Genomic DNA, 23,526 nt, shown 5'->3' with positions numbered 1-23,526 from the left:
CCAAATAGACAGCTTATGGCTTCACTACTACTTTAAACTAGAGGCATTTTACTTTTCTTCCTAATCCTTATGGGCAAGGCGTTGCCTTGCCTCTACGATCCGCGATCCTTACTTTTCAACCGCCAACCTGGTTTGATCACTTGACGCGCCCGACCAATAACTAAACAATCATCAGGAGCATCTTCTGTGACTGCTGAACCCGCTGCAATGTTGACATCGTTACCAATTGTTAACGGCGCAACTAGAACACTATTTGCCCCTGTTTTAGAGCGATCGCCGATTTTTGTTGGATGCTTTTGTACGCCGTCATAATTCGCAGTAATCGTTCCCGCACCCACATTAACTTGCGTTCCGAGCGTAGCATCTCCAAGATACGATAAATGTGCTACATTCGTGCGATCGCCTAGCTGACTATTTTTCAACTCAACAAAATTACCAATCTTACACCCCGCACCTACGACCGCATGACCGCGTAAATGCGCATAAGGACCAATCCGCGTATTTGCGGCAACGCTACTATCGGTTACAACCGAATACAGCACGCTCACATTCTCAGCTATACGGCTGTTTTCAACCAAACTACCAGGTCCAATACGACACCCTGACTGAATCACTGTCTGTCCGCGTAAATGCGTTTGCGGTTCGATAATTACATCAGGGTCGATTTGCACAGTATCGTCAATCGTAATACTTGCAGGGTCGATCAGCGTGACACCCGCAGCCATCCATTGCGACTTGACTCGCGCTTGTAATATACTATAGGCAGTCGCAAGTTGTTGTCGGTCATTGATCCCCAGAATTTCTTGGTAATCTTCTACATCAACCGCCATGACAGGCTCTAAGAAACTGACGGTATCCGTCAAATAGTATTCTTTCTGGTTGTTATTTGGTTGCAATCGCGGTAATACCTCAGCTAAATCTGACCAGCGAAAGCAATAAACTCCAGCATTAATGCGACAGTTTTGTTTCTGCGCTGTCGAACAGTCGCGATCTTCAACAATTTGCTGAACAATATTATGTTCATCACAAAATACACGCCCGTAGCCCTGTGGATTTGGTAACTGCGCGGTCAGGATTGTTGCAGCGTTTTGACGTTCCTTATGCGTTTGCAGCAAATTTTGTAGCGTTTCTGGTCGTAATAAGGGAACATCACCGTTGAGAACGAGTAAATCATCCGTAAAGTTCTCTAAATACGGTATGACTTGTTGAATTGCATGACCTGTTCCTAGTTGTTCGGTTTGTTCAACAAACTCTAAAGAAATCGTCAGATCAGATGCTACCTCGGTAAGCGATGCTTTGACTTGCTCTGCCTGATAGCCAACAATCATCAAACACCGCGTTGGTGAAATTTTATGTAAACTTTGAAGAACCTGTTCAACAATCGATCTTCCTCCCAAAGGATGTAACACCTTAGGCAAAGAGGATTTCATTCGCGTGCCGCGTCCTGCTGCTAAAATTGCTACCGCTACCATAATCAGCTATCGAGCTTTCGTCGGGTTAATGATATCAGCTAATTGCTCCAAGTGCCGCTTGAGATTGTGTCTTCTTGGCGCAAGTTCGTCAGAAATGACCGTTATTGTTCGTCACGCGATTGAATAAATTCCATAAACTGCTTGACAAGTGTAGGATTGCGCCAGCCTTTTGTGGTTTCTTCTGCAATAACTTGAAGTGCTTCTGTACTTGATAATGCGCGTTTATAAGGGCGTTCGCTCGTCAGCGCATCATAAATATCAATGACTTGAAATACCTGCGCAAGATAGGGAATTTGATCTCCTGCTAGTCCATCAGGATAGCCCGAACCATCCCAGCGTTCGTGATGATGGCGAATAATAGGAATTACGCCGCGCATTGTACGTAAAGGTAAGCAAATTTTTTCACCAATTAAAACGTGCTGGCGCATTGTCTCCCATTCGTGTGGTGTTAATTTTCCGGCTTTCAGCAGTACCGCGTCAGGAATACCAACTTTACCAATGTCGTGCAGATAGCTTCCCCACTGTAAATTGCGCATTTGCGTCCGCGAAAGCTGAAGGAATTCACCAAAAGCTGTGCTTAAATCCATCAATCTTTCACAATGATTTCCTGTATTAGGATCGCGGCTTTCAATTGCTTGCGCAATCGAAAATAAAACTTGTTCGGCATGATCTAAATCTTCGTTTAAGCTTTTTTGTCGTACTAGCGATTTAACACGCGCCGCTAACTCTAGCCGATCGAAAGGTTTGGTGAGAAAGTCATCGCCGCCGGCTTCGATTCCACTAATACGCGATCGCCGATCGTTTAAAGCTGTGATAAAAATGACAGGAATCAATCGAGTTTGTTCGTCCTGTTTGAGTTGGCGACACACTTCAAACCCATCCATGCCAGGCATCATAACATCGAGTAAAATCAAATCCGGCTGACTGCGTGTCACTAGCTCTAGCGCTGCTCCCCCACTATCCGCTTCTAAAACCTCATACCCCTCTACTGCTAAAAGGGCAACAGCGGTCATCCGGCTCGCTGCGTGGTCGTCCACAACTAAAATCTTCGGCGGCTCTGAATCAAAATGGTTCACCTGAGAACTTTCTGCTTTGTACAATGTAGAGATCATGAATTGCAAAAAACTAACACTCAAACTCCCTGGCGATCACTATTTAACTCAAGCTATGTATTACCTCAAAACATTACATTAACAAGCTATTACTGCCCCAAAAGCTTACATATTGTCTAATCACGGTCAACGTTCGTCGCTGTCCGTCTCAATATTTTGAAAAAATCATACAAGCTCTTTTGGCTAAATCAGTGCTCACTTAAGTAGTGTTGACACTTACAGTATCCTCAATTCTAGGGCAGAGGAAATCAGTTTTTCTACGTAGGTTTGTTTCGCTTTACGCAAAACGATAAATGTTACATGTGCAGCAAAGTTTTGGTTACAAAGCTGACACCGATTTAATGCAGCTAGGAGTTTTTCTACCGTAGCCGATAGAAATATCTAAGTAAGATAAAAGTATAAAAAGCTTGCTCAACGCTTCTCACAATCAGCAGTATAGAGATTGGGTCTGCGCTTTGCTGTACACTTTGTGCCAATTCTCAAAAAAAGATGCTCTAACTATGTAGAAGCACCTATAGAAACAATATGATAATTTTTATAAAATTTTGCGATCGCAGCGATCGCACCAGGAGCAATTGAATCTTTACTGCTAATCTAATTCTCGTCTACCTTCGAGCGCTCTAGCAAGTGTGACCTCATCTGCATACTCCAAATCGCCACCTACAGGTAAACCAAAAGCAATGCGCGTAACGCGCGTAAATGGCTTTAATAGCTGACCCAAATATAGGGTGGTCGTCTCTCCTTCTACGCTAGGACTAATCGCCAAAATCACCTCTTTGGGTTGTTGCTGGCTGACTCGTCGTACGAGCGATTGAATTGTCAACTGTTCTGGACCAATACCATCCATCGGAGAAATCACACCACCCAAAACGTGGTACTTGCCATGATATTCTCTCGTTTTTTCCAAAGCAATCACATCGCGAGAATCACTCACCACACAAATAGTATGATTGTCGCGGTTATTATTTCGACAAATTTCACACACTGGTTCAGCCGATAAATGAAAACAGACAGAACACACACCTACTTGTTGCTTTGCATCAATTAAAGCTTGTGCTAAAGCCTGTACTTCCGTTTCCGGTCTTTTTAAAATATGTAAAGCCAAGCGCTGGGCAGTTTTAGGACCAACTCCAGGCAAGCGCTGTAGTTGTTCTATTAAACGCGCTAAAGGACGTGCGTAAACCGTTGTTGTTCTCCTTGGTCACTCTACCACTATCCTATCTGTTCTAGGCAACCTGTGACCACGATAAAAAGAAAAACGCCCCTTGGAGAAAGGAGCGCTTTTCGTTGACTATTATTCGATTATCGAATTAGCCATTGATGCTCGGAGCAGTTAAAGCAACAGGAGTCGCTTCACCAGCAGCCAAGTCGAGAGGGAAGTTGTGCGCGTTGCGCTCGTGCATGACTTCCATACCCAAGTTCGCACGGTTGAGGACGTCTGCCCAGGTACCAATCACGCGACCTTGCGAGTCAATCACCGACTGGTTGAAGTTGAACCCGTTGAGGTTGAACGCCATTGTGCTGATGCCCAACGAGGTGAACCAGATGCCAATCACTGGCCATGCGGCTAAGAAGAAGTGCAACGAACGGCTGTTGTTGAACGAAGCGTATTGGAAGATTAAGCGTCCAAAGTATCCGTGTGCCGCTACGATGTTGTATGTCTCTTCTTCTTGTCCGAATTTGTAGCCGTAGTTTTGGCTTTCGCTTTCGGTTGTTTCACGCACTAACGAACTGGTCACGAGTGAACCGTGCATCGCACTGAAGAGTGCACCACCGAATACGCCTGCTACTCCTAACTGGTGGAATGGGTGCATCAGGATGTTGTGCTCGGCTTGGAACACTAACATGAAGTTGAATGTGCCGCTGATGCCGAGGGGCATGCCATCGCTGAATGAACCTTGTCCGATTGGGTAGATCAAGAAGACTGCGGTTGCTGCTGCTACTGGTGCTGAGTAGGCTACGGCAATCCATGGCCGCATTCCTAGACGGTAGGATAGTTCCCACTCGCGTCCCATGTAGCAGAATACGCCGATCAAAAAGTGGAAGATGACTAATTGGTATGGTCCACCGTTGTATAGCCACTCATCTAATGATGCTGCTTCCCAGATTGGGTAGAAGTGTAACCCAATTGCGTTTGACGACGGAACGACTGCTCCGGTGATGATGTTGTTGCCGTAGATTAATGACCCTGCTACTGGTTCTCTAATGCCGTCGATGTCTACGGGGGGGGCGGCGATAAATGCAATGATGAAGCAGGTTGTTGCTGCTAGTAATGTCGGGATCATCAATACGCCGAACCAGCCTACGTATAGACGGTTATCGGTTGATGTTACCCAGTTGCAAAACCGCTCCCACAATCCGGCGCTTTCGCGTCTTTGTAGCGTTGTTGTCATACTTTTATGATTGCTTGGTGTTATTTTTCAAACTCAAGTCAGGTAGATATACTACCTATTTTTATAGCTTAAAGCCTGTATTGAGATTTGTAAATTATTTAATTATAACTTTTGCTTATAAAGCATATTTAATTTTCTTTTGTTTTAGCTTTGACTGGGGATACCGAACAAAGCACTGTATGGCTTTGGTTCAACCTGCGCACTTGAGCGCAAGTCGCATTTAGCTAGAAGTCTGTAGTTTTTTTTGACACATCAGCCAGGAGGCCATTTCATTTGTCTTCCACCTAGGATATGTAGATGTAAATGATATACAGTTTGACCGCCATCTGATCCAGTGTTAATGACTACGCGATAGCCATTTTCCAAACCTGCTTGTTGTGCTACGCGTTTTGCTGTTAGTAGCAGATGCCCCATAAGTGCGTGGTCTTTGGACTCAGCATCGGCTAATTTCGCAATCGGTTCTTTGGGAATCACGAGGATGTGTACAGGGGCTTGAGGGTTGACATCTTTAAAAGCAAGTGCCAGTTCATCTTCGTAAACAATATCGGCAGGGATTTCGCGCCGAATAATTTTGCTGAAAATAGTCTCTGTGATTTCACTCATGCTGATTTATATGTGATTCTGCTAGAGATTCTAAAGGGTTATTGTTCTGGAATAAAGATGTTAGCGCGGGTTTGGAGTGCATCAATTGTCGGTATTGATGCTTTAAAAGTGGGTGTAGAAATCGATGTATCTGGTGGTTTACCAGGAATTGTGGTTGTCGGACTTCCTGACACCGCAGTACAAGAATCGCGAGAAAGGGTGAAAACAGCACTCAAAAATGCTGGATACGCTTTTCCTATGCGCAAAATTGTGATTAATCTAACGCCTGCTGATGTGCGTAAAGAGGGTCCAAGTTTTGATTTACCAATTAGTGTTGGTGTGTTAGCGGCGTCTGAGCAAATCAGCGCTCAACTTTTAGGTGATTACCTTTTTTTGGGTGAAGTCTCGCTTGATGGTTCGCTGCGTCCAATTGCAGGAGTTTTACCGATCGCAGCTGCTGCTCAGAAACTTGGTATTGTCGGTTTAGTAGTACCTGTTGATAATGCCGAAGAAGCTGCACTTATTCAAGATGTATCAGTTTACGGTTTTAAGCATTTGTCTGAGGTGGCTGATTTTCTCAATAACCCGCAGCGCTATCAGCCAGTCAAGAGTGATGTACAACAACACTTAGGAAAAACACGCTCATACAGTGGAGACTTGAAAGATGTAAAAGGTCAAGCACACGCACGCAGGGCGCTAGAAATTGCCGCTGCGGGAGGACATAACTTAATTTTCGTAGGACCACCAGGAAGTGGCAAAACAATGCTTGCGCGTCGCCTACCAGGAATTTTACCGCCGTTGAGTTTTGCTGAAGCTTTGGAAGCAACACAGATTTATTCGGTTGCTGGATTGTTAAAAAATCGCGGTTCTTTGGTGCGCGATCGCCCGTTTCGCAGTCCTCATCATTCGGCTTCTGGTCCGTCGCTGGTTGGTGGAGGTAGTTTTCCGCGTCCTGGAGAAATTTCCCTGGCACACCACGGTGTATTATTTTTGGACGAACTGACGGAATTCAAACGCGATGTTTTAGAATTCTTACGCCAGCCACTAGAAGATGGCTATGTTACCGTATCGCGTACGCGGCAATCTGTTGTTTTTCCGGCACAGTTTACGTTGGTTGCAAGTACGAATCCTTGTCCTTGCGGTTATTATGGAGACTCAATTCAACCGTGTACTTGTTCGCCACGCCAAAGAGAGCAATACTGGGCAAAACTATCGGGTCCATTGATGGATCGAATTGATTTACAAGTTGCGGTGAATCGCCTGAAGCCAGAAGAAATTACGCAACAGCCCAACGGAGAACCATCAAGTAGTGTGCGACACCGAGTCGAAGCCGCACGCGATCGCGCACTCAAGCGCTTCGATTCAAAAATTCGCTGTAATGCGGCTATGCAAAGTAGTGACTTACGAACTTGGTGTCAATTAGATACTACTGCAACGACTTTACTCGAAGGCGCAATTAGAAAATTAGGCTTATCTGCACGAGCGAGCGATCGCATTCTCAAAGTTGCGCGGACAATTGCTGATTTAGCTGGCGATGAAGATTTGCAAGTTCATCATGTTGCTGAAGCGATTCAGTATCGTACTATCGATCGAATGCAATAAATTCTTATTAAGAGTAATATTTATTTTTATTTTAACAAAAGTGCTGTTTTAATTCAAATATTATTTATATTTTTTGATAAAACTAAACTTACTTAAATATCCCGCTCAAGCATTCATTACAACAGATAATCAATGCATTTCGGCTATCCATCTTGCGGGGGTAGTTATTGCACCGCATTGTTTTGTAGAATTTCCAAGGTTTCTCTCATTGCATAAAGCTCACACTTGAGATTACAATCAAACATTTTATTGTGAGGCTCTAAATAGGAAAAATCAAATGCAACCTTGGCTGATTATACTTTTACTAATTTCGGTCGCTTTTATTGTTTTTTCTACCACAAAGCTCAAGCTTCATCCATTTCTGGCTTTAATTTTTGCCGCTTTAGGTTTCGGCATTCTAGCAGGAATGCCATTAGATGAGGTTGTCGAATCAGTCTCTGATGGGTTTGGGAGAACACTGGGTTCAATCGGGATTGTGATCGTTGCTGGTATCATTCTGGGAACTTTCTTAGAAAAATCAGGTGGGGCGTTTACCTTAGCAGATAGCGTACTGAAGCTAACAAAAAGAAAGAATGTACCGCTAGCAATGGCAATTATTGGTTACATTGTGGCGATTCCAGTATTTTGTGATTCTGGATTTGTGATTTTATCACCGTTAAATAAGGCATTGACTAAAAAAGCAGGAATGTCTTTAGCCGTGAGTGCGATCGCCCTGAGTTTAGGATTGTATGCAACACACACCATGGTGCCACCAACCCCAGGACCAATCGCCGCTGCTGGATTACTCGAAGCTGATTTAGGACTAGTCATTGTTTGGGGATTAGCCGTTTCGATACCTGCTTTATTAATCGGTTGGCTATTTGCCTTAAGATTTGGTAGCCGTACGTATATTGATCCAGAACCAGAATTTAGCGAAGCAGAAATTAATCAAATTATGCAGGAAGGTCCTTCGGCACTCCAGGCTTTCTTACCAATTGCGATTCCAATTGTGCTGATTCTGGCTAAATCGATAGCCGATTACCCAACGAACCCGTTAGGCGAAGGGTTCTTACAAACTTTTGTCAGTTTTGTTGGCAACCCTTTAATTGCTTTACTTATTGGCGTTCTCATTTCCTGGAGTTTGCCCAAAAAGTTTAATCGAGAACTGCTTTCGGATCGCGGTTGGGTAGGAAAAGCATTACTCGACTCCGCAGCAATTATCTTGATTACAGGTGCTGGTGGTGCGTTTGGGAGAGTTTTGCAAAATTCTGGAATTGCTGAGGTGATTGGTAAGAACTTAGCTGGAGGAAATTTAGGCATCTTTTTACCGTTTATCATTTCTTCTGGAATTAAAACTGCACAAGGTTCTTCGACAGTTGCGATTGTGACGACAGCAACGTTACTAGCACCGTTACTCGGAGTTCTCAATCTCGATGCACCGATTGATCGGGCGCTAACTGTAGTTGCGATCGGGGCTGGGGCGATGGTTGTATCGCACGCTAACGACAGCTATTTTTGGGTAGTTTCGCAGTTTTCTCGGATGACGACTGAACAAGCATTCAAACTACAAACTTTAGGGACTTTGACTGAAGGCGTTGCCGCAGGAATTATTGTTTGGATTATTAGTCTTGTAACTTAATCTTAGAGTTTTATATAGCAATCGAAGTATAGGTTAGGGCACTATGGAAGCTCAGAGCCTTTATCCTAACTGGCTTTTATAGCCCTAGTTAATAGAGTTAGGACATTATCGAAGCTCGTAGTGATGTCCCTGAGGAGAGTTTAACCCTAACCCCTGACCTCTGACCCCTACTATCGCTAGTCATAGCGCAGTTGTTGGGGCTTTGCACTCATCAAGTTTATTGAGCTAGCCTTGAATTAGTCATCGCACATCGACGATCCATACTCGCGGTGACGACGCATAGAAGTGGGTGCAATTCCTGCGGCTTTACGGTATTTTGCAACTGTTCTACGAGCGATGGAAAGATGATAGCGAAGCTTTAAAAGTTGGACGAGTTGTTCGTCGGTGTAAGGCTGATCGACAGATTCTTCCGCGACAAGTTGTAGGAGGAGTTGTTGAATTTGTTGGAGTGTACGTCCGCCCACAGACACTGGAACGCACAACGATGCTAAGGGAATTGTGCGATCGCGCGTTCCACACACGCGCAAATATCTACCACGTACAATTCTACTAACGGTGGCGTTACTCAATCCCACCGATTGCGCGACAATTTGTTGCGGTGTGGGAATTAAATCTAACGCATCTTGGCTATGTAAAAAAGCTTGTTGGCGTTCGACTAGAAACTGTCCGACTTTGAGCAAATTTTCTTGCCACTGATCAAGCGCTGTGAGTAAACTTTGTGCTTTTTGTAGCAGATTTTCTAAACGTTGTTTGTCTTGTGCTTTTGCTTGCGGCTGCTGTAACAAATGAATTGCTTCTTGATTAAGGCAAAATCGCTGACGCGGTTGCGCGATTAAAGAAACTTGCCAAGTTTGATGGGCTGTCAGTTCTGCTTGTAAATCAGGTGTGACAATGGGTATATTGCTGTAACCAAAGTTTCTTGCAGGGCGCGGTTCTAAAGTTTGAATTTGCGCGATCGCCGCTTGCAAATCTTTATGAGTTATTTTAGTAGACAGTTGCGATGAACTGTTCAGTTTTTGCCTTAGTCTTTCACAATTCTCAATCGCCGTCGAAGAATTACCAACACAATCAGCTAATTCTTCTAAGTAGTCGCGAATCAAGATCCTAGCAAGATCCTCTGTACAATCTTGAAGTTGTAATAGCAAACATTCGCGTAACGAACGCGCGCCAATTCCTGGTGGATCGAGGCTTTGCAGGATTGGTACGCATCTTTCTAGTTCTTGAGAACGCCAAGAAGTCCCTTTTGCCCAAGTTTCGGGAGTTTGCTCTAAGTATCCTGCACTCGATAACCACTGGGTAAGATAAATTAGTGCTTCGCGTTGCTGAGTTGAAATTGACAACGCGGCGATCTGTCCGTATAAATGCTCTTGTATTGTCGAACTTGCGGCTTGGACATCGTACCATTGTGGTAAAACGTCGCTAATAAGCGAGTCGCGTTCTTCTGTCGGTGTTTCCAGTAAAAACGGGTTTTCCTTTGCTTCCGCTTGCAGATGTTTAATCACTTGGTTGCGATCGCAAGACAGCAAGCGCACGAGTTGCCGTAATGTAGGATAAAGAACAGTATCCGTTTGCAAGCGTGTTGTCAGTGACTGGGTAGAAGCAATAACCATACGCTATAAATTCCACTGCTGGCGTTTCTGGATAAACGTTTGCTGATCCAAACCTAACGCTTTATGTGGTTCTTGCGGATCGAGGAGTAACGCGCGACGAATCAAATCTTGTTCGAGTTGCGCTACAGCTTGCGCTAAGTTGAGTTCAGGTTCCTCGTTTTGCGTAAAAATAAGATGTTCGGGTAAAATCGGTCGTCCGCCTGAAAGAACAGCAGCGCGTTCGAGAATGTTTTGTAACTCGCGGACGTTTCCTGGAAACGGATAACTTTGGAGTTTTTTCATTGCTGTTTCGGCGATCGCTAAACTCGGATACCCTTGCTTTAGTGCAATTCGACTTAAAAAATGTTGCGTGAGAAGATTGATATCTTCTATGCGATCGCGCAAGGCAGGTAATTCGACTCGTACAACATTCAAGCGATAATACAAATCTTCACGAAATTGGTTACTACGTACCATTTCTTCCAAGTTACGATTCGTTGCTGCTAAAATGCGCACATCTACTGTACGTGTTTGGTTACTTCCCAAGCGTTCAAATGAGCGATCTTGTAAAACACGCAATAATTTACTTTGAATCACTGGCGTTAGTTCGCCAATTTCATCTAAAAATAGAGTTCCGCCATTCGCTTGCTCAAAACGACCAATGCGCAGGTGATCTGCACCCGTAAACGCCCCTTTTTCGTGTCCAAACAATTCGGCTTCTAATAAATGTTCTGGAAGCGCGGCGCAATTAACTTTGACTAATGGTCCTTTACTACGCGAACTCGTCGTGTGAATCATCGACGCGACCAATTCTTTACCTGTACCCGATTCGCCTAAAATGAGTACTGTGGAATCACCTTGAGCGATTCGACCAATGAGTTTAAACACATTTTGCATCAACGGCGATCGCCCTAGCATTTCGTCGGCGTTTTGACTAAGCGTTTCAGCGCTGATGCGGTAAACTGACGCTTGATGATGCGAAAGCGCTTTTTCGGTAAGCTCGACTAAAGTATCTAAATCAAATGGTTTGGTTAAATAGTCGTAGGCACCTAACTGCATAGCTTCAATCGCAGTCCGGCTTGTACCATACGCAGTCATCACAATTACAGGTAGCTCAAAGAGTATTTTGCCTAAGTTTTTTAATACGGTCATTCCCTGCGTGCGTGGCATTTTTAAGTCGAGAAACACTAAGTCAGGGCGATCGCCTAGCGCAATACTATCTTTAATAATTTTTAATCCTTGGCTACCGTCTTTTGCTTCAATAATGGTGTGACCTTCATCTTGCAGTATTTGTGCCATCGCCTGACGCAACGGTTTTTCATCATCAATAATGAGAATTTTTGCCATATTGTGAATTAGTAACAAGCGCTACTCGGTCTAGTGGTAAATACACACTAAACTTTGTCCAGCCAGAGCGCGACTGTAAATCGATATATCCTCCGTGATGCGTCACAATTTCATGGCTGATTGCTAGTCCTAATCCAGTTCCATCAGCTTTAGTCGAGTAAAACGGGTCAAAAATTCGTTCTTGTTGTTCTGGCAGAATTCCGACACCGCGATCTTCTACCCATACGATTAAATATTTATCTTGTTGTTCTACTCCCACTTTGACTTCTCCAGACAGAAAACTCGCTTGAATCGCATTGAGAATCAAATTTAAGATAACTTGTTCAATGCCGCGACGTTGTAGTGAAATTTCTGGTAGTGGTTCGGGTGCGGGGAAATACGTTAAACCAATGTTCTGTTGTTCAGCTTGAGGGCGCAGTAAGGAGACAGATTCCATCGCGATCGCTTCTAAAGAAACATTTACAAATTCTTCTTCTTGTTGGGTTTTATCGAAGTAAAGTAACCTTTTGACTAATGTTTCCAAGCGATCTACTTGCTCTAGTAAACTAGGAATTGGTAAATTGGTAATTTCTTGCCTGTGTAGCTGCCGCTTAACATATTGTAAATTAAGGCGCATACTGGCTAAAGGATTACGCACTTCATGCGCGACACCCGCAACAAGTTGTCCTAACGAAGCTAAGCGATCCATCCGTCGCAATCGCTGTTCTAACTCCTTACGACGCTGTTGCATTGTATTAATTGATGCTCCTACTTGTCCCATTTCAGCAGGAAGTGGCGGAATGAGATTGGCTTTACCTTGTTCAATTGCTTTAATACCTTGTTGTAATTGCAGTACCCCACTGCGTAATTGTACTGTGATATAAACAGTCCACCCGACAACACACAAGACCATCACGATCACCAGTGTCGTGAGGATCTGCGATCGCGCATCCGTCGATCGTGGAATCCGCTTCATCGTCCACACTGCGCCATCAAACGGCAAAGGATCGGCACGTAGGACAACAATATCGAGTTGCGGATAAAGTACCATCTCCTGTGGTAAGTGCTGCCGACTTGCACTAGCAACTAATTCCAAAATTTTGCCTTTTTCCGCAGGGGGAATATCGCGTTTAGGAACAGGTCCACCGTGCGTAGGATATGCATAACCTAAGAGTTGATCCTCACTATAGATGTAAAAACCACCTTCGACTCGCGGAAAGTCACTCAACGCTGCATATGATAACTTCCAAAGATAGTCATCCCACTTCTTGCCGACAAGGATAGGGCTGCGACTGGGATTTCCTTCCCAAAAGTGTTGCATCAAGCGCGCATTCGCACGCGCTAATTCGCCTTGCGTTCGGGCTGCGATCGCACTTTCCCGACTATGAAATAATTCTGCTAATAGCCACAACGCCGCTCCACCCAAGCACAAAAATAGCGCGATGAGAATTGTTAATTGTTGCTGAAGTGTCCAACGTCGCGGGACAATATTCTTTGCCATTTACGTCGTGATGTATAGCACTTGGTTGGAATGACTACTACGCGTATTTTCCTTAATGACTAATATGACTTATTATCTCTAAGCAAGATGATACAAACTTTGTGAAATAAGTAGGTTAATGGTGCGAGTTCAGCTGTTATAGCAATTGAAGAGATGCTTAGGACATGGTCGAGGCTCAGACCTCTGATCTCTGAACCCTGCTATAGTTTCCTCTACGCTAAAGAGAATTGTGCTTGCTTTTTTGTCCTACTTTGCCTAAATCATCTACCATCGGATGCGGTAGGTTAGGCTAACAGTTCTACCTCTAGCGGGTAGATTGAGTGTTTCATCAGTAAAGCCGTCGAGTTGTGAATTTACAGTTTGATACTGCTCGTTTAAGAGATTCTGAATGTCCAAAGTTAACTCACCCTGCCCTATATTGAGTGTGCTGGAAAAATTCACAACAGTGTAGCCGTCAATCGGTAATGGGTCAGAGCCGGCTTGAAATCCGGCGTTACGATTGTTAACCTGTGATAGCTGCAAGCGGTTACGCCAGTTTGGCAGCGTTTGATTTTCGATATACGCACTCAACTTTATAGGAAAAATCTCGTAGCTGCTCAGCGCCAAATAGTTTCCATCTTGGTTCACGTCATTTTCGCCGAAACTGTAGCTCAGAGTGCCTCCAAGTTGCCAGTTGGTGGATGGCTGCCAGTCGATTGCGGCTTCAATGCCATAGTTGCGCTGTGGCGCGCGCACAAGTTCAACACCACCACTGGGTAACGCCGTGTAAGCGGCTCCTAGACTGGACTCGTTATAGAACGCAGACAGCGACGCTTGGACTTGCCGCCAATTGCCTTGAAGCCCGATTTGATAGTAATTCACTTTCTGCGGCTGAAACAGTGTCAATGCAGGATCGATGCTAAAGTCTCTGGGCGGATAGCTGAGAATACTAAAGCCGTAATCAGGAATAAAGAAATCTTGAGAAAACTGGGCATAAAGCTGGAGCGTTGGTGTTAGTTTGTAAACAAGGCTCGCATTGAACAATAGATCGTTAAATTGAAGGGCACCGCCAGCGATCGCCGTACCGTTGTAACGATTGAAGTCACTATCGTATAATGGGATGTAGTCGTCGATTTGCAGCTGAAGCCAGTTGTGGCGAATTCCACCACTTAGCTGTAGGCGATCGTTGATCTGCCAATCTGCTGAGGCAAACACGCCGAGGCTTTCTAACTCGTATGGCGGTACATAAGTCGCTTCACTTGTCTTTTGGGCAACCTGTCCGTTACTCAGGTCGTAAATTTGTTCATTAAAAAACTCTAGCTGAAGCGCATTTTTGGCTTGATGCTCGTAGTCGGCTCCCCAGCGTAAACGGACGCGATTCAATAGCGGCGTTTCTACTTGCAGTTGTCCCCCAATCAACTCGCTGCCCGATCCTGTACGGATAATGCCATCAAAAAAGCCGTTGCGATCGTCTAACAAGCTGCGTTCGACATAGCGCAATTGACTGTAGTAGCTAGAAAGCAACACGACACTGCCTGCAACATTATCATTTGTATAGCCGATGCTGAGGTCGGTAGACGCTGTTCCAGGAGGATCGGTATTTCTTACCGTGACACGGCGGCGAATTCCCCATGCCTGCTGTCGCCCAGGCGTTTGTAAAAGGTCTTCATCGGGGACAACATTGACACGATCAAACTGTTGGACAGTGCGGAACGCGAACTGCAAGCGCTCGGTTTTGCTGAGATAAATATTGGCGCTGCCAAACGCATCGAGTTGCGTTGAGTCGTCGCTACCAAAGCTACTGTTGGGCAGCAAATTCCCTTGTGCATCAAAAATGCTGTTGTTGAAGCGAGTAGAGATATCAAAGCGGTAGTCCAGATTTTTTGCTGTGCCTGCAAAGTATTGTCGCAGTGAATAGTCAAATCCCTCTGCTGCCAAAACAGCACGACCACTCATCGGTGCAGTCACGCCGATTTCAGTAATTGCGGTGAAGTTGTTCTGTGGCTGAGCTTGGGTAGTAGGGGCTGCTTGATTTGCTTGAGCCATATGCATTGCGACGGGAAGTGCCGTTGCGGTTACCAGTGCAGCCACAGGAGTTGCTACCAATAGCATGACAGCGATTTATGATTCAAGGTTTTTCAACCATCACATACAAATCAGTCAAGAGCGTCGCTAACAAATCTGTTACTTGTTTTAGTGCTTGCTCGTCAGAAACAGGCTCAAGTGTACAAGGATCTAAAGGTCTAATTTGCTGCCAGCGTTTGGCAATTGTTGCAACAGATTGTGGTGCTTCCCATAGTGGTAGCAAACAAGCCGCGATGTTACCGTCTACAGTAATTGTCTTTGCGCCTAAAATCGACAGGTATTGCTCGATCGCTATAGGACGATTGTGCTGAGCAGATTCCCGAATCGCATCGCGAACCGCAGGCGTTTTTAATTGAGGATGCAGGTGAACGCGATCGCTACTGTGGATCGCTGGCAAATTTTTATGAAAAGGCATCGGTGCAGCCAAACCCGTCTCTGCATGAGTACACCAAAAGTCAAGCAGACGATGAATCGGATGAATTAGCTCAAAAAGCTCAAGCTGCTGCGGGTAGGAAAGCATCGGCAAGCTTAAGCCGATAAACGCGGGCATTTGCTCGATTGAACCAAAAAGCGGTGTGAGATCCCATTGCTGCCAATTCACCATTTCAATCAAGCTGAGTCCTACGGCTGCAAGCATATCGAATAGATTCGGAATGGTATAGCCTTTGTCTCCTTGCAGCAAATAGTTCATCCGAATCACTTGATTCGTCACTTCACCATCGGCATCAGGTGTCCAGGTTTTTGCTTTGAGATCAACCCAGCTTGGCATCGCGTTCATTGTTTCTCGTACCAATGCTTCTTCGGTTTCACCTACATTTTCGTGAAACAATCCCATCAGTTCAAACATCTTTTGCGCGCGGTAAAAATGCTGTCGTTGAATCACGCTGTGCAGATTGGCACGAATAATACCATCAGGCTTTAACACTGCTTTCATCGTTTGCAGCGCTTCAACCGGATCGGGTAGTAAATACAGCACTTCATCACAGTTGATGTAGTCAAACTGTACTCCCAAGCGCGATAGTTCTTCCGCCGACAGCACCTGAAACTCAAGTTGCACGCCGTTCAAGTGTGACACTCGCTTTTGAGCCATAGCGATGGAAGCAGGTGAGACATCAACGCCAATTACGCGTGCGCCTGGATTGGCGATCGCGAGAACGAGCGAAGTTAACCCACTACCGCAACCAACGTCAAGAATCACTTTATCCTGCGGATTCACGACGCGACGATGTTGTAAATAGTAGGGCGTAGCGATCGTCTGCTGATAAAGCTTACTCGGCTCCGGCTGAATCGGCTGATCAATTGGAGTTGCTGGATAGGGAGCCGTTTCGTATTGGTGAAAAATAGCGTTGAGGCGATCAATTGAAAGACTCATAGGAATAAAAAGTCGATAGATGTGTCATCAAATTATTGAGCAGAGGAAAAAGGTTATTCGGCTTTTTATACGGATTCAGGAACTAAAACCAATTAGTCGAACTAGATATGTAGCAGAGGTCAGAGGTCAGAGTTAAACTTCCCTCAGGGAAATCACTATGAGCTTTGATAATGTCCTAACTCTATTGACTATGGCTATAAAAGGAATCTTCAAAGAGTGTGAAAGCAAAAGCGCTGAGTGCGGAGTTGATCAGTCTCACACACTCAGCACCGTTTAACTAGCACTGCCTGGTCAAATTTTAGTGGCTTTCACGAATAGTGCTATCTCATCGATGCTCTGTGCGAAAGCGACAAAACGAGAAGGAAAGACTTATGCTGCTAGTTCCAAGTTACAAGGTTGGAGGCAGTGGAGGTGGTTCAACACCTTTAGGTGGAGGTGGTTCAACACCTTTGGGTGGCGGCGGTTCAACACCTTTGGGTGGAGGTGGTTCAACACCTTTGGGTGGCGGCGGTTCAACACCTTTGGGTGGAGGTGGTTCAACACCTTTGGGTGGCGGCGGTTCAACACCTTTGGGTGGCGGCGGTTCAACACCTTTGGGTGGAGGTGGTTCAACACCTTTGGGTGGTGTAGTTGGTTGTCCCTTAACGCCTTTAGCTCCTTTTCGCTGAGCATAGAGCGCTTCTGAGTTTGCCGAACCAAGTTCCGGCGTGGAGGTACGCACTGTTGCCGCAGCGGTTTCAGCGAGGAGAGGTGCAAGCGCAAGCGCGAAGAGCGCACCTGCTCCCCAACGGAGAATCAAAGTATGAGTAAATCGACTCATGATGGAAGTCCTTCATTTGTCGTAAAGTACAAATCCCTTTAAAACAAGCAAACTATCAGTTATGTAGTTTGGCTCTTTCTAGGGTTGTATGCGCAATTTAATGCGATACGCAATCTCTATGTGCAAAAAGGATGCCAAAAATGTTGACCGTTTTGCATAACTATAGCAGGGGTCAGGGAAATCATTATGCGCTTTGATCATGTCCTAACTCTATTGACTAAGACTATAAAAGCAGTCACTTGTAACTAAACTAGGTTAAAGCATGAACAAGTTTTTGAGCGCCAATACTAGAAGCTACAACCATAACTGTAGCTCATATGCATATAACTTGTTTAAAGTCAATAGTTTTAATCGTTTAGGGCTAGCTAGCACGGTGATGCAGCCAAGTTATAAGTTGTGCCATTTGTTTTTTTAATTGGTTTATTTCGGTTTGCATCTTTGTAACTTTTTCAGTTAATAGTTGTACTTCATTCAGATTTGCATTCTCTAGAGGAACCTGGATCGCAGTAGGATTACTAATAACCTCTCTGCGGGGTAGTTTTGCCTTTTGCATGGCTGACTTAATTGCAGCAACTAATTCTCTTTGTTCAAATGGTTTTGAAATAAATTCAAAATACTCAAACGGCTCCTGAATTTTTTCTAAGACTTCTTCCTTGCGTCCAGACATCAAGACTAAAGGAATTTTTTGCCAGTGATTATTTTGTTGAATCTGTTGAAAGACTTCCCATCCACTAAGCTTAGGCAGAAGAAAATCTAGCATAATTAAACTTAGTGATTCTTGCGATATTAGTTTTAGACCTTCTACACCATCTTTTGCTTCTAAAACGACAAAATTACCAGGCGGTAACATTTCCTTAACGCGTGCTCGAATTACGCGACTATCGTCAATAACGAGAATTTTATTGCTTCCCACAGCGATGGCTCCCTCAAATAAGATGAAAATAATAAATAGTAAATTTTTAAGTAGTTTTCGTTACTAAGCGTTAATAGAAAAGAATAGGAAAGAAAGCAGTTTTAGCTTAGTAGGGAAAAAAGTGACGCAATTTTATGACCTATTCCCATGACCTGCCGAGTGCGCATAACATTGGCATTATTTTAAATATCGCCGAAGTTGCCAGTGTGGCATTTTTACCTATAGTTTGTAACAATAACGCTATAGAATAAACTTAACGCTGCTGCTGATCTCAGTCCAAGAGAAATTTTACTGATACTAAACTCAGGCGATTTTAAGTATGGTAATGATTTAAGTAAATCTACGGTAGTTGCACTTGAGCTTCATTAAGAGCGTATAACTGAGACTACTAAAAAATCAGCCGTGCTGCGTAAGTCATGAATTGTTTACTGTGACTATTAGGCTGATTCAGATTTCTATTGAGTAGATAGCCTATAGTTTATAGAGAAGATTACTTAAGTATTAACAGGTTTTTATCTGCTGCTGCAATTTTACTAAGTGTTTATGAATAAATCGCCTGCTTCCGAACTCAAGTTAGAACCAGTACCTGCATGGTTGCGTCGTCCGATTGGAAAAGCTAGCGAACTATCTACAGTTCAAAGAATTATTAAGCAGCGTCAAATTCATACTATTTGTGAAGAAGGTCGCTGTCCTAACCGTGGTGAGTGTTACGCGCAAAAAACAGCATCATTTTTACTGATGGGACCTACTTGTACTAGATCTTGTGCATTTTGTCAAGTTGATAAAGGTCATGCACCTATGCCATTAGATCCTGACGAACCGCGCAAAGTAGCAGAAGCTGTGCAGTTATTGGGGTTACGCTATGTGGTTTTGACTTCGGTAGCGCGGGACGATCTACCGGATCAAGGCGCGAGTTGGTTTGTGAAAACGATGAAAGCGATCCGCGAAGATAACCCAGAGACACAAATTGAGGTTCTCACAGCAGATTTTTGGGGTGGTACTTCTAAAGAAACAGGACAACGCGATCGCATCGCGACAGTCGTCCAAGCAAAACCAGCGTGTTATAACCACAATATTGAAACTGTACGCCGCTTACAAGGACTTGTACGGCGTGGGGCTAAATACGATCGCTCGCTACGCGTTCTCCAAATTGTCAAAGAACTGAATGCAAGTATTCCAACAAAATCTGGGTTAATGCTAGGACACGGTGAAACCGAAGCTGAAATTGTAGAAACAATGGCAGACTTGCGGGCGGTAGGGTGCGATCGCATTACGATTGGTCAATATATGCGCCCTTCGCTTGCCCACCTTCCAGTGCAAAAATACTGGACACCAGAAGAATTTGAACATTTAGGCGCGATCGCCCGCGATATCGGCTTTGCGCACGTTCGTTCGGGTCCATTGGTGCGGAGTTCTTATCATGCTGGAGAGGGCTAGGAAAGCAGATTAGAGGTCAGTAGCTAACACTAACTGACTTTAGCCGCTCGCTTGTTGCTCCTTTGAAAATATTTCTAGAGAAATGTACTCAAAGAAACCAATGTTTGGTATTTCTTAATAAGTTACAACATTAGGAGTTGGTTCTGATGACTTCTCAAGCTACAAAAGATGCCACGATTAAAACAGGTAATCCTCCCTATCCTTATCGGACGATCATTTCACTCATCTTGCTAGCAGGTAACTTCTTAGTCGCTGCGATTTATTTCCGCATTATTAATCCTTAAGTTAAAGCATATGCGCGTTAGGCATGATTTGGGTGTTAGGGAGCTATGTCTGTCATAGGGTGCTGATTATAGCTGCATAGCGTCTTGTTGGGTGTTGGAGGCAAGGTAGCCACCAAGCCACTAACACTTAACTCCTAAGCTCAAATCGTCCTTAGATTGTTCCTTTAAACAGTCCTTTAGGACGAATCAGAAGTACTAAAATCATAATGAATAGCGCTACCCCTTGTTTGTATTGCGAACCAAGAAAAGGCGTACTGACTTCCTGTGATATCCCAATAATCAAAGCAGCGGCGATCGCGCCGTAAGGATTGCCAATTCCGCCAAGAATGACGGAAGCAAACATTGGCAAAATCAGAAACCAACCCATATTGGGACGGACTGCGGTAACTAAGCCATACATACTACCGCCTAAGGCAGTTAAACTCCCTGCGATCGCCCAAGTCCAAATAATGACTTGGTCAACATTAATCCCAGAAACGCGGGCAAGATCGATATCGTCTGCAACCGCACGCATTGCTTTACCAACTTTTGTATTCTGTAATAAATAGTGCAAACCCAGAATTGCTAGTACGGCTAAAGCGAGAACAATAATTTGATTTTGTGGGATTTTTAGCCCGAAAATGTCTCTCGCTGGAGAAATGGGCAGATTGTAAGCTTGATTGCTACCACCCCAAACAAAAACAATCGCATAGCGGATGAAAAGCGCAAGTCCAATCGAAAGGATAATTAATGTTGTAGAAGTCGCGCGGTTGGCGCGCATTCGCGACCACAGTAATTTTTCTGATAGTAGCATCGCAACTACTGTACCAAGCGCCCCAAGAACCATCGATAGCCAAATATTAATATTTCCTACAGTATTAGCAACGAGCGTCAGATAAGCACCTAACGTCATGAAGTCGCCATGTGCAAAGTTTGCTAGACGCAATATTCCATAGGTTAGTGTTAACCCCACCGCAGCTAAAGCAATGATGCTACCGACTGCAATTCCATTGACGATGAGTTGAGCTTGTTGTACGTCCATCTAAGTTAATCTGCGTGTTGAGATATGTGAATTGCACTCAAAAGGCAACAATCATCTATGGTTGTACCATGACGAGTTCAGACAAAAGAAAACTACTGGTGTAGAATGTAGCATTCAGCGAGTAGTAACTTGATGAAAATTAATTATCTTTGCGTTTTCTCGTTTCGCTGTTACTGACTGCTGCTATTCTCTCAGACCGCAAATGAGGTCTAGCAGCGCGTGTTTTATATCACAACTGTCGTGTAGAAAACAGATTAACAATAAAGAGTGCTTTTTTACTGAACTCACTCAAGTGAATAGCGACATTACTATCTATTGGCGATTGGCGATCGCGCTCGTCTAGTCATCATCGAAAAATGACTGTGCGTCAGTTAAAAAAATATTCAGATGATTAACTTAGACAAATTTGGGGAATACATAATGATGACGGGTTGGCTTTGCTGAGAGTTGAGTTTAATCTATTTTGTCTCAACGCTGATGCATCCTCAATTATTAAGCATTTAACGGTCTGGATTTTCATGCAGCAGTCTAGTACACCAGAAGAGATCCGAGTGGATGCAACCCATCCAGAACAAAAGGTTGCTAATACAGAAGTGCTGCAATTCCAGCAAGTCATTGCTGATTTGTGGCTAGAACGTGGCTTGAATGAGTTGCAAAATCAAATTAATCAGTGCTTAGCCGGTGCATACCATACTCAACAATCTTTACAAGAGTTAGAAGCCGAAGTCTTTCAAGCGCTGATCCAGCAGTTAAGCGTTTCACTCAAAACCGACAAAGTTGCGATCGCATTTTTGCAAGGTTGGTCATCACTCGTTGTTAGTGATGCAATACCAAAGCACATATCGAGAACCGAATCAAATTATGTAGTTTGCTATAGCGCATTATCTACAAGCGCCGCGTCAACAGAAAAATCCCCAGCTTGGCAACTGCAACAAATCATATCGCATCAAGAATTACAGGCGCTGCAAAACCAGAACCCAAAAGCGGCGTGGGCGTTACAAGACGATCGCAAAGTTGTTGGCTGGTTAATTATCGCCACTTGTGCATTACCAAAAAGTGCAACTGGAGAAAGATTAAAATTCCAACTGCAACCGCAGTTCATCGAGCGATCGCTTAACGTTACGATGCACGCGATCGCCCAACTTAAGCACCTACAAGCACTCACGCTCAAATGTCAGCAGTTAGAAGTGCAAAATTGCGATCTATTGCGTACCAATAAGTTAAAAAGTGAATTTCTAGCGAATACGAGTCATGAAATTCGGACTCCTTTAAGTTCTATCCTGGGCTTTACACATTTGTTAAAAGCGCAAGGCTATAATCCAGAAAACCACAGACATCAAGAATATCTCAATATTATTCTCACCAGTGGGCAACACCTCTTAGCACTGCTCAACGATATCTTAGATTTATCGAAAATTGAGGCAAATCAGCTAGAAATTAACAAAGAAACCGTTAATATTCCTGAAGTTTGCCGAAGTGCGATTAGTTTAGTCAAAGAAAAAGCCAGCGATAAAAACTTGCAACTTCAACTTGATATTGATGCTAATGCGACTACCTTAGTCGCCGATTCGCTGCGCTTGAAGCAGATGCTGTTCAACTTGCTTTCCAATGCGCTCAAGTTTACCAATAAAGGTGCAGTCGGCTTACAAGTCAAACAAAAAGGCGTATTTATCCACTTTACAGTATGGGATACGGGTACAGGAATTGCTAAAGAAAAGCAGCCACAATTATTTCAGGCGTACGTGCAAATTTCTAACGTTGTTGCAGGGCGTCAAGAGGGAACCGGCTTAGGGTTAGCGTTAACACAAAAACTTGCCCAACTCCACGGAGGTTGGGTAGAAGTGCAATCCGAAGTCAATTGCGGTTCGCAATTTACGATTGTTCTTCCACTAACAACAGCAGCAGCAACAAGTAAAACTAAGGTAGTACCACAACGCTCTAGTGTCACTACAGATGTCCGCCTCAGCCTCAATTCGCAAGCCGCTGCGCCCAAAACTGTAACGGTGATGTTGGTAGAAGATAATTTTCACAATGCGAAGTTGATGACGACATACTTACGCAAATTAGGCTATCAAGTCACTTGGGTAAATAGCGCGGCGCAGATGTGGGAGGAATTACCAAAAGCCAAACCAGCAGTGATTTTAATGGATGTTCACCTTCCTGATGTTGATGGACTGACCTTAGTACAACAACTACAAGCTAACGCTGAGTATCGTCATATACCTGTTATCGTGCAAACTGCGATGGCAATGAAAGGCGATCGCGAAACTTGTTTAGCAGCTGGTGCGATCGACTATATTTCTAAACCAATTGATTTACAAGCGTTGGCAAATATGGTGTCAAAGTACAGTGATCTAAATCACTGATATTTCGGGAAGAAAGCAGAACGCTGGTGTGGGGGGGCTTCTCAATTTGAACTA

At 44.2% G+C, this 23,526-nt stretch carries 17 protein-coding genes and 1 pseudogene; 5 read left to right on the top strand and 13 right to left on the bottom strand.

What is annotated here, in order from left to right:
* Positions 1-92 precede the first annotated feature (92 nt).
* The 5 genes and pseudogenes from glmU to GLO7428_RS20335 form a co-directional block, all read right to left on the bottom strand.
* Complete coding sequence (gene glmU / locus GLO7428_RS20355; RefSeq protein WP_015190466.1) at positions 93-1,472, bottom strand: bifunctional UDP-N-acetylglucosamine diphosphorylase/glucosamine-1-phosphate N-acetyltransferase GlmU; 1,380 nt, start codon at positions 1,470-1,472, stop codon at positions 93-95.
* A gap of 101 nt (positions 1,473-1,573) precedes the next feature.
* Positions 1,574-2,548, bottom strand: a complete 975-nt coding sequence (locus tag GLO7428_RS20350) for a two-component system response regulator (RefSeq protein ID WP_155823813.1) — start codon at positions 2,546-2,548, stop codon at positions 1,574-1,576.
* Between the two features lie 625 nt (positions 2,549-3,173).
* Positions 3,174-3,767, bottom strand: a pseudogene (recR, locus tag GLO7428_RS20345) (recombination mediator RecR); the annotation flags it as partial.
* 127 nt (positions 3,768-3,894) lie between these two features.
* Positions 3,895-4,977, bottom strand: a complete 1,083-nt coding sequence (gene psbA / locus GLO7428_RS20340; RefSeq protein WP_015188022.1) for a photosystem II q(b) protein — start codon at positions 4,975-4,977, stop codon at positions 3,895-3,897.
* A gap of 252 nt (positions 4,978-5,229) precedes the next feature.
* Entirely contained in the window at positions 5,230-5,571 is a 342-nt protein-coding gene (locus GLO7428_RS20335; RefSeq protein ID WP_196797648.1) for a histidine triad nucleotide-binding protein, read from the bottom strand.
* A 66-nt stretch (positions 5,572-5,637) separates the two neighbouring features.
* Here GLO7428_RS20335 and GLO7428_RS20330 point away from each other — a divergent pair, with 66 nt between their 5' ends.
* Together GLO7428_RS20330 and GLO7428_RS20325 are read left to right on the top strand one after the other, a co-directional pair.
* Positions 5,638-7,161: a YifB family Mg chelatase-like AAA ATPase gene (locus GLO7428_RS20330; protein WP_015190462.1), complete on the top strand. Its 1,524-nt coding sequence runs from the start codon at positions 5,638-5,640 to the stop codon at positions 7,159-7,161.
* Positions 7,162-7,438: 277 nt separating this feature from the next.
* A complete protein-coding gene (locus GLO7428_RS20325) occupies positions 7,439-8,779 on the top strand; it encodes a GntP family permease (RefSeq protein ID WP_015190461.1) in 1,341 nt (446 codons plus the stop codon).
* 236 nt (positions 8,780-9,015) lie between these two features.
* On the opposite strand, the gene GLO7428_RS20320 is transcribed toward GLO7428_RS20325, so the two are convergent.
* From GLO7428_RS20320 to GLO7428_RS20290, 7 genes are all read right to left on the bottom strand, one after another.
* Entirely contained in the window at positions 9,016-10,389 is a 1,374-nt protein-coding gene (locus GLO7428_RS20320) for an RNA polymerase sigma-54 factor (protein WP_015190460.1), read from the bottom strand.
* 3 nt (positions 10,390-10,392) lie between these two features.
* Complete coding sequence (locus GLO7428_RS20315; RefSeq protein ID WP_041918708.1) at positions 10,393-11,715, bottom strand: sigma-54 dependent transcriptional regulator; 1,323 nt, start codon at positions 11,713-11,715, stop codon at positions 10,393-10,395.
* Entirely contained in the window at positions 11,693-13,195 is a 1,503-nt protein-coding gene (locus GLO7428_RS20310) for a nitrogen regulation protein NR(II) (protein WP_015190458.1), read from the bottom strand. Before GLO7428_RS20310 ends, GLO7428_RS20315 begins: the two co-directional genes overlap by 23 nt.
* Positions 13,196-13,459: 264 nt before the next feature.
* Positions 13,460-15,286, bottom strand: a complete 1,827-nt coding sequence (locus tag GLO7428_RS20305) for a TonB-dependent receptor (protein WP_015190457.1) — start codon at positions 15,284-15,286, stop codon at positions 13,460-13,462.
* 16 nt (positions 15,287-15,302) lie between these two features.
* Positions 15,303-16,631: a class I SAM-dependent methyltransferase gene (locus GLO7428_RS20300; protein ID WP_015190456.1), complete on the bottom strand. Its 1,329-nt coding sequence runs from the start codon at positions 16,629-16,631 to the stop codon at positions 15,303-15,305.
* 388 nt (positions 16,632-17,019) lie between these two features.
* Positions 17,020-17,451: a hypothetical protein gene (locus GLO7428_RS20295; RefSeq protein ID WP_015190455.1), complete on the bottom strand. Its 432-nt coding sequence runs from the start codon at positions 17,449-17,451 to the stop codon at positions 17,020-17,022.
* 361 nt (positions 17,452-17,812) lie between these two features.
* Complete coding sequence (locus GLO7428_RS20290; protein ID WP_015190454.1) at positions 17,813-18,364, bottom strand: PleD family two-component system response regulator; 552 nt, start codon at positions 18,362-18,364, stop codon at positions 17,813-17,815.
* Positions 18,365-18,907: 543 nt separating this feature from the next.
* Here GLO7428_RS20290 and lipA point away from each other — a divergent pair.
* Together lipA and GLO7428_RS20280 are read left to right on the top strand one after the other, a co-directional pair.
* Entirely contained in the window at positions 18,908-19,801 is an 894-nt protein-coding gene (gene lipA / locus GLO7428_RS20285; RefSeq protein WP_015190453.1) for a lipoyl synthase, read from the top strand.
* Positions 19,802-19,947: 146 nt separating this feature from the next.
* Positions 19,948-20,085: a photosystem I protein PsaX gene (locus GLO7428_RS20280; RefSeq protein ID WP_015190452.1), complete on the top strand. Its 138-nt coding sequence runs from the start codon at positions 19,948-19,950 to the stop codon at positions 20,083-20,085.
* A gap of 151 nt (positions 20,086-20,236) precedes the next feature.
* Here the strand turns inward: GLO7428_RS20280 and GLO7428_RS20275 are convergent, their stop codons facing one another.
* A complete protein-coding gene (locus GLO7428_RS20275; protein WP_015190451.1) occupies positions 20,237-21,106 on the bottom strand; it encodes a branched-chain amino acid ABC transporter permease in 870 nt (289 codons plus the stop codon).
* A gap of 518 nt (positions 21,107-21,624) precedes the next feature.
* On the opposite strand from GLO7428_RS20275, the gene hrmK reads away from it, so the two are divergent.
* Positions 21,625-23,472, top strand: coding sequence for a hybrid histidine kinase/response regulator HrmK (gene hrmK / locus GLO7428_RS20270; protein WP_015190450.1), 1,848 nt, complete (start codon positions 21,625-21,627; stop codon positions 23,470-23,472).
* Positions 23,473-23,526 lie beyond the last annotated feature (54 nt).

It is taken from the genome of Gloeocapsa sp. PCC 7428 (assembly GCF_000317555.1).
Classification (GTDB): domain Bacteria; phylum Cyanobacteriota; class Cyanobacteriia; order Cyanobacteriales; family Chroococcidiopsidaceae; genus Chroogloeocystis.
Note: the sequence above shows the minus strand (reverse complement) of the source record. Positions and strands in the feature narration are given on the sequence as shown.